We start from the raw sequence: 12,357 nt of genomic DNA on the forward strand, positions 1-12,357 counted from the left end.
AGGTGGGCGAAGTGGAGCATGGCTATCAGGAGGCAGCCGCCACTGCTGAGTCCGTCAATGTCGTTGCTGAGGTGCCCAAGGAAGTGACACAGCAAGTCATGTCTCCGGGAGTAGGACTGTTCTATGCGGAAGTGACAGTAGGGCAGACTGTTCAAGTAGGCGAAAAAGTTGGACGCTGCACGGCGGAAGCTCTTCAGCTTTCTGCCGACATTACATCCACTGTTAGCGGCATCGTCACGGAAATTCTCGTCGTGGATGGTCAGTTTGTCGATTATGGAAAAGCATTGCTCGTTGTCAAAACTCAGTAGGAAGGAGTGCGCCTATGTTTACGAAAGTATTGATTGCCAATCGCGGCGAAATCGCTGTCCGCATTATCCGAGCTTGTCAGGAACTAGGGATACGCACAGTCGCTGTCTTTTCTGAAGCGGACCGGGAAGCATTGCACGTAGAATTGGCGGATGAAGCGTATTGCATCGGACCTACGGCGTCCAAGGACAGTTATTTGAACATGGCACGGATTATGACAGTCGCTCTTCACACAAAGGCAGACGCTATCCATCCTGGCTATGGTTTCTTGGCGGAAAATGCTTCGTTTGCCCAACTTTGCCAAGATTGCTCGATTACCTTTATCGGCCCCGATCCCGAAGCGATCACCAAAATGGGTGACAAATCCGTAGCAAAAGCAACGATGAGTCAAGCGAACGTTCCATTAGTTCCGGGCACAGACGGCTTGATTGATGACATCGATGAGGCATTGCAGGTGGCGGAGAAAATTGGCTATCCCGTCATCGTAAAAGCAACGGCTGGAGGCGGCGGCAGAGGAATGCGTGTCGCTACTGACGCCGATGAGTTGTCCAAGGCGATTCGGCAAGCCCAGAAAGAAGCGGAGACGGCATTCGGCAACGCCGGCGTGTACTTGGAAAAATACGTGGAAGAGCCACGGCATGTGGAGATTCAAATCATGGGCGACAAGCACGGCAGCGCTGTGTACTTGGGAGAGCGGGATTGCTCCATCCAACGTCGTCATCAAAAGCTGGTGGAGGAAGCGCCATCTCCTGCGCTGGATCAAGCGCTGCGCGAGCAAATGGGGCAAGCTGCGGTGGCGGCAGCCAAAGCGGTTTCGTACCACGGAGCGGGTACCGTTGAATTTTTGCTAGACAAGCACGGCCAATTTTACTTCATGGAAATGAATACACGGATTCAGGTAGAGCATCCCGTGACAGAGATGATCACAGGGATCGACTTGATCAAAGAACAAATATCTGTCGCAGCAGGCAACCCGTTATCCTTTTCACAAGAAGATGTGAAAATCAACGGATGGGCAATCGAGTGCCGAATCAACGCGGAGAATCCAGCGAAAAACTTTATGCCATCACCAGGCAAGGTCATCAATTACTTGCCGCCTGGCGGTTACGGTGTGCGCGTGGACAGTGCGGTTTATCCCGGCTACGAAATCTCTCCTTTCTATGACTCGATGGTCGCCAAGCTGATCGTTTGGGGAACAGATCGCACCGAAGCATTGGCTCGTATGAAGCGGGCGCTAGGTGAGTTTGTCATCGAGGGCGTGCATACGACGGTTCCCTTCCATGAGAAACTGCTGGAGCACCCTGACTTTGTGGCAGGGAATTTCGCTACGAACTTCTTGGAGAAACATACATTGGAATTGTAAAGAAAGAATAGATGGAACAAGTTGCGGGGTTATCGTGGCTTGTTTTTCTTTATAATAAAACGAGGAAAATCGCAAAAAGGAGCTATGTAAATGAGTGAGTATTCAACGATTGCACTAAACATGACCAGAAATTTTGATGTCCCACCTGAAAAAGTGTTTGATGCATGGCTGAATCAAGAGATGATAAAGAAATGGTTTTTTACATTGGAGCGAACCAATAAAGTGGCACAAAATAACCCACAGGTAGGGGGAACATGGGAAATTGTTGATCACCGAGACGGGAAAGATTATCGCGCGATAGGAGAGTACATTGAAATTAATCGTCCAAAGAAAATCGTCTTTACTTTTCAGATGCCGCAGTTTAGCGATTCTACCGATACCTTAATCGTGGAGCTAAAAGATACACAGCAAGGCTGTGAAATGACTTTTACGCAAAACATCGTCGTTCCACATGAAGAAAATTGGACGCAGACGGATATTGAAAAAGCGTTGAGAGAATACCATGATGGCTCGGAACATGGCTGGAATCTCATGTTCATGGGCCTAAAAGAGTTAGTGGAAACAGGAAAAATTAGTTATCAAGGCTAAACAAGTACATGCTTTAAAAAAAGGGGGGAACAGAGACTTTCCAATATCTCTTCCCCCTTTTGTGCGTGCATTGGCTATTATTTCAACTCGTCAAGAAAGCTTCTTACAGCCTGATGGTATCCGTCAGGGTCCGTAGAATGGATATCATGCCCGCACTCAGCAAAACTTGCAAGCTTTGTGTTTGGCCTTTGGTTCACCATGCGTTCCGCTTGATTTTCATCCAGTACAAAGCTTTTTTTGCCATGGATCAGCAATATCGGGCAAGAAGACGCTAGCCAATCGCTCCACCACTCCCCCGTAATGTGTCGTTGAGAAATCGGCATGCCATTTAAGTCAGAACGGAATCCCCAGCCTTGTTCATCCTCAAATACGCTTTCCGAAAAATAATCGACCGCTCGAACGCCGACTTCTTCAAGTGATTTCCTTAGATCGTGTAAAGAAGGGGAGCGATGTGGGAGTTTTTCTGCAAAGGATAAGTCGGCCTTAATTTCTACCCCGATATCTTCCACGATGACCGCGTTCACAAGCTCAGGATAACGAGCGGCAAATTGATAAGCGTTGACGCCTCCTAAAGAATGCCCGACGATCGTAACAGGAGCTCCATCCAAAACGGTCTTAACAAAGGCGAGAATGTCGTTGAGGTAGCCTTCACGTGAGTAATCAGTATCTGGGGCATGCTCACTCCAGCCGTGACCTCGTTGATCCAATCCAATCACGCGCCAATCTGTGAATCTGGAAGCAAACTCTGAAAATGTTCGGGCATCATTCATATGACCATGCAGCAGGAGCAAGACTCTCTGACTGTCCCCGCCAAAATCGAGGTAAGATAGTTTTACGTTACCTGATTGGAAAAATTTCCTCGTTATTGTCCCTTTTTCTTTTGGCTGAAGCATAAAGCAATTCCTCCTTATTGATAATCAGCATCATGTCTAACTCGACTTCACCTTCACAATAACAGATAATAGTGACAGGAATTGTCATGATAAAAACTTTTGGAGAGTTATGCCATGCCAAAATCAAAAAGACTGCTAGAAATGATGATGACTGTCAACCGGAAGCACAAGTTTACTGTGAGTGAGCTTGCAGAAGAATTTGGCGTTTCAGGGCGAACGATCCTAAGGGACCTGCAAGAGCTGAGTGAGTTAGGGGTACCTTTGTACTCTGAGGTGGGACCGCATGGCGGATATCATGTTTTGAAGGAAAGAATTTTGCCGCCTATTGCATTCTCAGAGGAGGAAGCGGTCGCAATCTTTTTCGCGATCCATGCTCTTCGACACCATACCTCTCTGCCATTTGAGACAGAATCCTCTTCGGCGCTGAACAAATTTTATCAATTCATGCCACCGGATATTCGAGATCGCATTGATCAGATGAAACGCCGTGTCGATTTCGTGACACCGAAGCGGCAAGCCAGATCTCCGCATTTATCCATATTGCTGGATGCTGCCATCCAACAAAAAGTACTTCTTATCACTTATGAAACGCGCGGACAACAATCCAAGCGTGAGATGCAGCCGATTGGAATTTATACAAAAAACGGTTTATGGTACAGCCCCGCTTATTGTTATCAACATCAAGATATTCGTGTGTTTCGTTGTGACCGTATCCATTCCGTCGAACAATCGGCATCGAAGCCGTTGGATCTTCGAGACATTCACTTGGAAAATCGACACATCACAACAGTTGAGGATCAGGAGACGGTCTACTTATTTGCAGAGCTGACGACTGAAGGTGTGCAGGCTTGTGAGGCTGAACTTTGGCTTGCATCCATGCTGCATGCGCGGCAGGATGGAAGTGGTTGGTTGGAAGGAAATGTAGCGAGAAGTGACATCTTATTTTTTGCAAAGTTCTTGCTTGGCTTGGGGAAAGAAGTGACTGTGCAGCATTCACCCGAAATAGTGGACGGCATAAAAACATATTTGACAGAACTGATAAACATTTACTCGCAATGAGGAGGTAGCTGTGGCATTACCCAAAAAAGGCACGCGGGGGATAACGGTCGGAGAGCAGCGATATCGATGGGTCATTAGCCCAGCAGCGAAGGGGCTGCTCGCGTTGACGATTCAGCACAATGAAGGTTTAGGGCAATTGATTCGCGTGTATGTAAAATCAGATGTGAATGACTTTTGGGCGGAGTTTCCACTTGTGCAGCATTTGGATATGAGAGTGATAAAGCCATCTGACGTCGCGGCTATCATTGAAGAGGCGATCAAGCTGGGGTGGCAGCCTGACAAAAAGGGGGGGCCTTTGAGCTTTGATTTCATCGGTAGTACGCTCGTCAAAAAAGGGGATACATAGCAATACCGGAGAGGGTTGATCATCATGTGTCGATATGGGATGTATGGTCCGTATAAACAAATATACGCCTGTTTTCCTTGCCGAAAAGTGTTCAAGCAAACCTCCAAGTATGAGTTGACGGAGGAAGAATGGGACAAGATCAAGCATAGCTGTCCGCAATGTGGTGAGGGAATGAAGGATATGGGGCATGATTTCAAGGCTCCGAAACAAACGAATGTGAAGCAGTGGAAAAAGGTTGAAATCCTCTATCAGCATGGGTTTACCTATCATTCCTGTGGTTGTGGTGGCCCAGGCTACCGGCCAGCCCAATTAAATGAAGTGGACGAATTTCTCGAAAAGAACAAGCGGTTCAAAACAGAGGGAGAGAAATTGCTGAATAGACTCACAGTAAGAATGTAAAAGCGAGCAGGGGGCGGGGGATAGTGGCAACATTCTTTTTGATCATGATTTACTTGTCGTTTATCAGCTTGGGCCTTCCTGATTCGTTACTGGGGGCAGCTTGGCCGGTCATGCAAGCAGAGTATGGTGCGGGATTTGGTATGGCAGGTGTGATCAACATTGTGATTGCGTCTGGAACGATCGTATCTAGCTTGATGAGTGGTGCATTAATAAAACGATTCGGGACAGGACAGATCACGCTGATTAGCTGTTTGATGACGGCGGCGGCCTTGCTCGGATTTTCTTTTGCTCCTTCGATTATATGGTTGATGGTTTTGGCATTGCCGCTGGGATTAGGAGCTGGCTCTGTGGATGCTGCTCTGAATCATTATGTCGCCACGCATTATCAAGCCCATCATATGAGCTGGCTGCATTGCTTCTGGGGAGTGGGTGCTACACTTGGCCCCATTATTATGTCTGGCTTTATGCGCGAACATGATTTATGGCGGAATGGATACTTGACCATTTCTCTCATTCAATTTGCGTTAGTCGTACTTCTAGCGTTTACACTTCCTTTATGGAAACGAATGGAGAACATGCAGAGTCATGCTGTCAAAGAGTCACAGGTTCAGCCGTCTCGTGGGCAGAGTGAACAGCCTTTGCGGACGAAAGGCGTCAAGCTGACTTTGCTAACCTTTCTCTTCTATTGTGGGGCTGAAGCATCGGTGGGATTATGGGGGAGCAGCTTTTTGGTAAATGTGAAGGAGCTACCTGCGGCTGTAGCGGCGGTGTGGGTAGCCATGTATTACGGTGGCATTACCGTGGGGCGATTTATCACGGGCTTTGTTACCTTCAAAGTGAGCAACCGCGTCCTGATTCGCAGTGGACTTCTCGTATCATTCTCTGGGGCAGCGCTGTTGATGTTGCCATTACCGACTTTCAGCTCGCTAATCGGTTTTCTGTTGCTCGGGTTAGGCTTCGCTCCGATTTATCCCTGTATGCTGCATGATACCCCTGAACGCTTTGGGAAAGAGCAAACACAAAAGCTGATGGGCTATCAGATGGCGGTTGCGTACACCGGTGCCACACTTTTGCCTCCGTTGCTGGGGTGGCTTGCTGCACAGACGACCGTTTCTATTTTACCGTTTTTTACAGCCTTCTACATTGCGTTCATGCTATATGGTTCGGAGAGAGTCAATCGAATCATGAAGCAACGGGCTGCCCAGTCAGAAACGATCTAGTATAAGGCAATCGCTATTTTGACAATATCATGTTTTGCAAAGCTTTTCCGTATAAAGACTGGGGCACCATGTCGCCGCTAATGTAATAAAAGATGTTCATGCCATTCTCTAGAGCAAGAATCGTCCATGCCATTTCATCAGCGGATAGAGTAGAGTCCCTTTCTTTTGGCATTAAGGTCTGTATGGCCTTGGAAAGATGCTGTACCGACTCTATGATCATGTTCGACCATCGCTTTCGAACAGACTCTTCGCGCATGGCATAAAGCAAAAACTCCAGATTCAGCATGTTCCACGTGCGATTTTGTTGCTGAACGGACATAAAATAGGCGTCCATGGCTTCTATAAAATGCGATAATGATGGCTGGCGATCAATTACGTGATGGATATTAGACACATGTAATTGCATCTGACCTTCCAAAATAGCGAGAAAGAGATCTTCTTTGGACTGAAAATGAGAATAAACAGCACCTTTGGTAAATCCAGCATAATCTGCGATTTTATCAACGGAAGCCCCGTGGAATCCTAACTGAGCAAAGGTCTCAATGGCAGCGTCAATGAGCAATTGCCGTGTTTCCTGTTTACGCTCTGCTTGGGTTAATCTGCGTCTGTTCATTCGTCCGCCTCCTTCTCTTGACAATCATACCATATAGAATTAACATTCCATATAGTATTTAAATCCTTATCGGTATGTAAGATACAAATGGCAGTTTTGTAGGATTTAACCGTCTACTATGTCATGCTATTTTGGAGTACGATAGATATAGATCATCTAGTAAGAGGGGACAGTGTACGAATGCAGAGGGAAGAAAGCGTTGCAACGCGGAATCGGCCTATGTCCAATATTTTGGCGCAAACGGTTAAGACGGGGATTATCAAATCGAATCTGATTCCGATGTTTGCCGGATTAACATTGGCTTTATATACGTATCACTTCAGTCTATTAGATAAGCTGCCAGAAATCTTATTTGCTACAATCGGCTCTATTTTAATCATGGGCGCAGCGGGTGCTTTTAATAACGTGTACGATCGCGATATCGATTCTGTCATGGAGAGGACGAAGAACAGACCTACGGTGACAGGAGAAATATCAACGAAGAAAGTTTTATGGCTAGCATCCCTGATGACGATTTTTGGCTTGGTGGCTCTCGTCTTGGCATCACCGTTGGCTGCTATTATGGGTTTTCTCGGACTGTTTTTTTATGTCGTGCCTTATACAATGTGGACCAAAAGAAGAACAGTTTACAATACAGAGGTAGGAAGTATTTCTGGCGCAATGCCGCCACTCATCGGTTGGGCTGCCATTCACCCAGATATCACGCATCCTGCTATCCTTGGTCTCTTTATCATCATGGTCATTTGGCAAATGCCTCACTTCTATGCGATTGCGATTCGCAAGCATGATGAGTACAAGGCGGCTGGGGTTCCTATGTTGCCCGTGGTCAAAGGTGCAAGACGTACCTACATTCAAACAAATGTTTATTTGGTTATATTAATTGCTAGCAGTTTTCTATTTTGGTCATTAAGCGCTGGTCTTACGTTTATGGCCCTGCTCCTGAATATTTTATGGCTGGTTCTGAGTGTTTTTGGATACCGGAAAATGGATTCACAGAAATGGTCGAAAACGATGTTTATTTATTCGCTGATTCATATGACGGTGCTGTTCTCGACGGTGATTATTTACTCACTCATGGGCATTATATTCAAACTGTATCAGTGATCATCCAAGCTGCCTTCACTTTGAGGGCGGCTTCTTTTTTTGTCAGGGAACCTTGCAGCATAGCGGGTTTTTCTCATGTTCCACCAAAAATGGGCGCATGATCTGTGCACGAATACCCAACGTCACTTCATAAATCTAGAGTAGTTCCATGAAGTGGCGGAGGTGAAAATGAATGGATGAGTTCAAAAAAGAGCTAAAAAAATTGAAGTCTTCTGAAATAAAAGGGGATCGAATGCAGCGTTGGGACAAAGAAAAAATGAATGAAGCGACGCTAGTTCGAAGTAGATGTGGCGGATGTGGCAGATGCCACAGATGTAGTTGTGGTCGTTGCAGTCGCTGCTCTTGCTCCTGCAGCTGTAGCTGTAGCTGTAGCTGTTCCTGCTCCTGCAGTTGCTCTTGCTCTTGCAGTTGCTCTTGCTTCTTCCCATGCTTTATCGTGGTTAATGACGATTTATAATCCATACGTAAATGAAGCCCCTGCCCCAAATTGTGTCTTGGCAGGGGCTTTGTTTTTCCAACTGGAATGTGAGACAAAGAGTGATACATAAAATAGCTGTGACATGTCTTTTCGCAAATTGGTTTATTTCACAACGTCAGGGGGAGGAGAATGGATAAGCTGAATCCTTCGATGCGTATAAAAGTGAAGCGGGATACAGTGTATGTACCCGATTCAGACGGAAGTGTGTATTTTCGCAATAACATCGGAACTTTCCGTTTGAAGGGTGACATGATCGATCGATGGGTAGATCAGTTATTTCCCATGTTTAATGGTGTGCATACGTTGGAGCAATTGACCGAAGATTTGCCGGAAGAATATCAGCAACAAATTTTCCAAGTGGCCGGTACACTTTTAGAAAATGGATTCCTTCAAGATGTGAGCCTGGAGAAACCACATGAATTATCACCGGAGGTCATGTCGAGGTATGCAGCGCAGATTGAATATTTGGATCAGTTAGGTGGATCAGGAGGGTATCGGTTTCAAAAATATCGAACTGAAAAAGTATTGGTGATCGGGGCAGGTTCCTTTCTCCTTTCTGTCATCCATGCATTGCTGGAATCGGGATGCGTTCAATTCCATTACGCCATCACGAATGAGGCTTCGACCAATCGTGAGCGGCTAGAGGCGATTATCGAACATTCGCGTAGGAAAGACCCACACGTGAAGCTGGATGAACTCAAGCCGACGTCGTGGGAGGGTGCCGATTGGTCAGCGACCATCGAGCCTTTCGCTGGTATTTTGTACACGTCAGCAAACGTAAACGAGGGCGAAGTAGGAGTGATCCAGTCTGCGTGCAGAGAGCGTGAGAAGGTGTTTGTTCCGGCGTTATTTGTCCAGCAAAAAGGAATGGTAGGGCCGCTGATTCATCCACAGTCAGAGGCTTGCTTTGAATCGGCTTGGCGTCGTTTACATCGACAGGCTTTGTGTGCGGACCCCGAGCAACATCCATATTCCATGACCGCAGCAGCCATGCTGGCGAACATCGCTGTTTTTGAATGGTTCAAATACGTTTCAGGTGTCAATGAAGCAGAGGACCCGAACAAAATTTATTTGTTAAATCTGGAGACGTTGGAAGGAAGCTGGCAGTCATACATGCCTCACCCAATGCGAAAAGAAGACATGAGCATGGAGGTATTGGATGAGAGGGAGCTTGAATTGCGGATATCCAAAGAGGCAAAACAGAAAGAAAGTCTATTGTCTTTGTTTCCGTCATGGACCTCCCCTGATAACGGAATTTTTCACAGCTGGGATGAGGGAGAGCTTACGCAGCTACCACTGACACAGTGTAGGGTGACAGCAGTCGATCCTGTGGCAGATGGACCCGCAGAGCTATTGCCAACAGTTGTATGCGCAGGATATACCCATGACGAGGCGCGTAGAGAAGCAGGATTGATTGGGGCAGAGATGTATGTGGGAAGACTAGTGAACCACCGCAACATCGGAATTGGAGCAGGGGAAACGGCAGCAGAAGGTTTATGTCGGGCGTTACAGCATTGTTTGACACTCACGTATGTGTCAGAAATGCAAGGAAGACAACCAACAGCTAGGCCTGTGCATGTCGATTCGATTGTGGATGAACAGTCCCAGTTTTATGTACGGTCTTTCGCTACATTAGGTGAGAAACTGATGATTGCAAAAGGTCATGAGGTGTGCGGATTTCCGGTGTTTTGGGTGGAAACGCGCACGGGATGGTACGGGAGTATTGGCTTGCTAGAGCGAGAAGCATTGCGAAAAGCGCTGATGTATGCCTTGCATCAGATTCAGACGCCAACAAATAAAGTGTCCAAGTATGTACTGACAGCGCAATCTGTCGGCTTGACGGGTGAAGCCATCGAACTTGCACTTAGTAGCATTCAGGAAGAATCTGAAAAAGAGGTCTGGAAACAAGCGGTTGAGGTATTGGCGCTTCAACACCTTTCTTCTCGAGTCATGAATGCCGCGATAGAGCCTTTCCTAGAAGACCTTGGCGGTGTATTCGCCTTGCTGCTCTCGCAGGAGGTGCTTCAATGAGCGTTGACATTCTTGTAGTTGGAGACGGAGTACTGGCGGAGCTGGTTTCAGAACATTTGAGCAAGGACTATCGCGTATGGCAGAGCGAAAACATGGAGTCGGAGACAAGTGGAGCAAATTTGGCACTCCTGTTGCAAGATACGTATGATCCTGCTTTGCATTTGCAGGCAGAAAAGCATTTCCGAAAAGCGAATATTCCATGGTTGCGCGGTTTCGTTTCGTTCGGGGAGGCAATCGTAGGTCCGTTGGTTCGTCCAGATCAAACAGGGTGCTCCCAGTGTGCAGATATGCGGCGATTGATGGCGGGACGCGATCGCAAAGAGATGTGGAAGGTACAACATATGCTGAGGGAGAAAGGCGGCATACCCCGTGATCCATGGTCATCTCGCTCAGGGTTGTTACAAGTGGCATACCATGTCAGTGCGGAGGTTGAACGTATAGTAGAGGGCAGGCAAGCCCAGTTATCCGAGCATATCCAGTTTATTGATTTGCAAACATTGACCAGCACGCGCCACTTCTTTTTGCCCAATCCTTTATGTTCGGTATGCAGTCGACTGCCTGAGGATTCAGAAGAGCAGGCAAGAATACGCTTGAAGCCTATCGTAAAGCAAAGTCCGGACAGCTACCGGACAAAATCCATAGCCGCATTGAAGCAAGCTCTTACCAACGAATATTTGGATTCCCGAACAGGGTTTTTGAATGGGAAAGTACGTGATCTTGTCTCTGTCTTCGCAGATGTAAGTGTCAATCTGCCGTTATTTTCACATGACGAGGGTACGGCTGGCAGGTCTGTTTCATACGCGGATAGTGAGATAACGGCGATTTTGGAAGGAATGGAAAGATATTGCGGGCTGATGCCGCGTGGCAAGAAGACGATGGTGCGTGACTGCTATGCAAACCTTGCGCCGCATGCCCTTGATCCGACAACGGCGGGGACCCATTCAGAAGAGCAGTATGCCCTGCCAGATTTTCCCTTTAAGCCGTTTGATCCCAAGCGAGAAATGAACTGGGTATGGGGTTATTCCTTTAAAGAAGAGCGACCCATTCTTGTGCCTGAGCTCATGGCCTACTACAGTATGGGATTCGGGGAGGGAGTTGTATTTGAGACCTCCAATGGCTGTGCATTAGGCGGCAGTTTGGAGGAGGCGATCTTTTACGGCATCCTCGAAGTGGTGGAGCGAGATGCTTTCCTGTTGACCTGGTATGCCCAATTGTCATTACCGCGTCTCGATCCCGCTACGGTCAATGATCGGGAATTGCTTCTTCTAATTGATCGGATGCAGACCGTTACCAATTACGATTTGTACTTGTTCGATGCGACAATGGAAAATGGAATTCCCGCTGTATGGACGATTGCGAAAAACCGCGGAGAAGAAGGCTTACACCTCGTTTGTGCAGCAGGAGCGCATCCAGACCCCATCCGCGCTGTAAAAAGCTCGATTTACGAAACGGCTGCTATGCTCATGACTTTGACAGACAAGTACGAAGCGAACCGAGACAAATATTTGGGCATGCTCCATGATTCGTCCCTAGTAAAAAAGATGGACGATCATGCGATGCTTTACAGCTTACCGGAAGCAGCGGAGCGCTTAGCCTTTCTTATGGATAATTCACGTCCGATGGTCTCTTTCGCTGAACAATTTCCTAGAAGAAACCAGCATTGTGATCTAACAGACGATTTGCGGGAGTTGCTCGGTGTGTTCCAAAAGTTAGATCTCGATGTCATTGTGGTAGATCAAACGACACCAGAGGTAGCGCGCCACGGCTTATCTTGCGTACGTGTATTGATTCCTGGCATGCTCCCGATGACTTTTGGCCAGCATCTCACGCGTGTAACAGGATTGAAAAGAGTATTAGAGGTCCCTGTGAAGCTGGGTTATACGAAACAACCACTGCGTGTAGACGAGTTGAATCCTTTTCCGCATCCGTTTCCATAACATGCATCTGGGAGTGAGCC

The 12,357-nt window shown here is 47.2% G+C and carries 13 protein-coding genes; 11 read left to right on the forward strand and 2 right to left on the reverse strand.

The annotated features are described in order from the left end of the window. The 3 genes from PMI05_RS04790 to PMI05_RS04800 form a co-directional block, all read left to right on the forward strand. Nucleotides 1-308, forward strand: a 308-nt coding sequence (locus PMI05_RS04790; protein WP_039960267.1) for a biotin/lipoyl-containing protein, incomplete at its 5' end; no start/stop codon positions are given. A 14-nt stretch (nucleotides 309-322) separates the two neighbouring features. Beyond that, nucleotides 323-1,669 carry an acetyl-CoA carboxylase biotin carboxylase subunit gene (accC, locus tag PMI05_RS04795; RefSeq protein WP_007717922.1) on the forward strand — a complete coding sequence of 449 codons (1,347 nt, stop codon included), beginning with the start codon at nucleotides 323-325 and terminating at the stop codon, nucleotides 1,667-1,669. Between the two features lie 90 nt (nucleotides 1,670-1,759). After that, the gene (locus PMI05_RS04800) at nucleotides 1,760-2,257 is read left to right on the forward strand and encodes an SRPBCC domain-containing protein (protein WP_007717926.1); all 498 of its coding nucleotides are present in this window, start codon (nucleotides 1,760-1,762) and stop codon (nucleotides 2,255-2,257) included. A 77-nt stretch (nucleotides 2,258-2,334) separates the two neighbouring features. On the opposite strand, the gene PMI05_RS04805 is transcribed toward PMI05_RS04800, so the two are convergent. Beyond that, a complete protein-coding gene (locus tag PMI05_RS04805; protein WP_007717930.1) occupies nucleotides 2,335-3,150 on the reverse strand; it encodes an alpha/beta fold hydrolase in 816 nt (271 codons plus the stop codon). Nucleotides 3,151-3,264: 114 nt separating this feature from the next. On the opposite strand from PMI05_RS04805, the gene PMI05_RS04810 reads away from it, so the two are divergent. Genes PMI05_RS04810 through PMI05_RS04825 form a run of 4 tightly spaced genes read left to right on the forward strand, consistent with a single transcriptional unit; the run spans nucleotide 3,265 to nucleotide 6,174 of the window. Beyond that, nucleotides 3,265-4,209 (forward strand): YafY family protein, encoded by a 945-nt coding sequence (locus PMI05_RS04810; RefSeq protein ID WP_007717933.1) that lies wholly within the window; start codon nucleotides 3,265-3,267, stop codon nucleotides 4,207-4,209. Nucleotides 4,210-4,219: 10 nt separating this feature from the next. Further along, nucleotides 4,220-4,555: a hypothetical protein gene (locus PMI05_RS04815; protein WP_007717936.1), complete on the forward strand. Its 336-nt coding sequence runs from the start codon at nucleotides 4,220-4,222 to the stop codon at nucleotides 4,553-4,555. Nucleotides 4,556-4,579: 24 nt separating this feature from the next. Beyond that, nucleotides 4,580-4,954 (forward strand): hypothetical protein, encoded by a 375-nt coding sequence (locus PMI05_RS04820; protein ID WP_007717939.1) that lies wholly within the window; start codon nucleotides 4,580-4,582, stop codon nucleotides 4,952-4,954. 23 nt (nucleotides 4,955-4,977) lie between these two features. Next, nucleotides 4,978-6,174 carry a sugar MFS transporter gene (locus PMI05_RS04825; RefSeq protein WP_007717942.1) on the forward strand — a complete coding sequence of 399 codons (1,197 nt, stop codon included), beginning with the start codon at nucleotides 4,978-4,980 and terminating at the stop codon, nucleotides 6,172-6,174. Between the two features lie 13 nt (nucleotides 6,175-6,187). Here the strand turns inward: PMI05_RS04825 and PMI05_RS04830 are convergent, their stop codons facing one another. After that, nucleotides 6,188-6,787, reverse strand: a complete 600-nt coding sequence (locus tag PMI05_RS04830) for a TetR/AcrR family transcriptional regulator (protein WP_007717946.1) — start codon at nucleotides 6,785-6,787, stop codon at nucleotides 6,188-6,190. 180 nt (nucleotides 6,788-6,967) lie between these two features. On the opposite strand from PMI05_RS04830, the gene cyoE reads away from it, so the two are divergent. From cyoE to PMI05_RS04850, 4 genes are all read left to right on the forward strand, one after another. After that, nucleotides 6,968-7,891 carry a heme o synthase gene (gene cyoE, locus PMI05_RS04835; RefSeq protein WP_007717948.1) on the forward strand — a complete coding sequence of 308 codons (924 nt, stop codon included), beginning with the start codon at nucleotides 6,968-6,970 and terminating at the stop codon, nucleotides 7,889-7,891. A 232-nt stretch (nucleotides 7,892-8,123) separates the two neighbouring features. Then, on the forward strand, nucleotides 8,124-8,348 hold the full coding sequence (locus tag PMI05_RS31750; RefSeq protein WP_369751194.1) for a hypothetical protein: 225 nt from the start codon (nucleotides 8,124-8,126) through the stop codon (nucleotides 8,346-8,348). 150 nt (nucleotides 8,349-8,498) lie between these two features. After that, the gene (locus tag PMI05_RS04845) at nucleotides 8,499-10,400 is read left to right on the forward strand and encodes a putative thiazole-containing bacteriocin maturation protein (RefSeq protein ID WP_007717950.1); all 1,902 of its coding nucleotides are present in this window, start codon (nucleotides 8,499-8,501) and stop codon (nucleotides 10,398-10,400) included. Continuing rightward, on the forward strand, nucleotides 10,397-12,337 hold the full coding sequence (locus PMI05_RS04850) for a TOMM precursor leader peptide-binding protein (RefSeq protein WP_007717953.1): 1,941 nt from the start codon (nucleotides 10,397-10,399) through the stop codon (nucleotides 12,335-12,337). Before PMI05_RS04845 ends, PMI05_RS04850 begins: the two co-directional genes overlap by 4 nt. Nucleotides 12,338-12,357: the final 20 nt, after the last annotated feature.

It is taken from the genome of Brevibacillus sp. BC25 (genome assembly GCF_000282075.1).
Lineage (GTDB): Bacteria > Bacillota > Bacilli > Brevibacillales > Brevibacillaceae > Brevibacillus.

Bases quoted from the DNA above. Each gene is read 5' to 3' on its own strand.
- accC (WP_007717922.1), top strand. From the start codon at position 323: ATGTTTACGAAAGTATTGATTGCCAATCGCGGCGAAATCGCTGTCCGC.
- PMI05_RS04800 (WP_007717926.1), top strand. From the start codon at position 1,760: ATGAGTGAGTATTCAACGATTGCACTAAACATGACCAGAAATTTTGAT.
- PMI05_RS04805 (WP_007717930.1), bottom strand. From the start codon at position 3,150: ATGCTTCAGCCAAAAGAAAAAGGGACAATAACGAGGAAATTTTTCCAA.
- PMI05_RS04810 (WP_007717933.1), top strand. From the start codon at position 3,265: ATGCCAAAATCAAAAAGACTGCTAGAAATGATGATGACTGTCAACCGG.
- PMI05_RS04820 (WP_007717939.1), top strand. From the start codon at position 4,580: ATGTGTCGATATGGGATGTATGGTCCGTATAAACAAATATACGCCTGT.
- PMI05_RS04830 (WP_007717946.1), bottom strand. From the start codon at position 6,787: ATGAACAGACGCAGATTAACCCAAGCAGAGCGTAAACAGGAAACACGG.
- cyoE (WP_007717948.1), top strand. From the start codon at position 6,968: ATGCAGAGGGAAGAAAGCGTTGCAACGCGGAATCGGCCTATGTCCAAT.
- PMI05_RS31750 (WP_369751194.1), top strand. From the start codon at position 8,124: ATGCAGCGTTGGGACAAAGAAAAAATGAATGAAGCGACGCTAGTTCGA.
- PMI05_RS04845 (WP_007717950.1), top strand. From the start codon at position 8,499: ATGGATAAGCTGAATCCTTCGATGCGTATAAAAGTGAAGCGGGATACA.
- PMI05_RS04850 (WP_007717953.1), top strand. From the start codon at position 10,397: ATGAGCGTTGACATTCTTGTAGTTGGAGACGGAGTACTGGCGGAGCTG.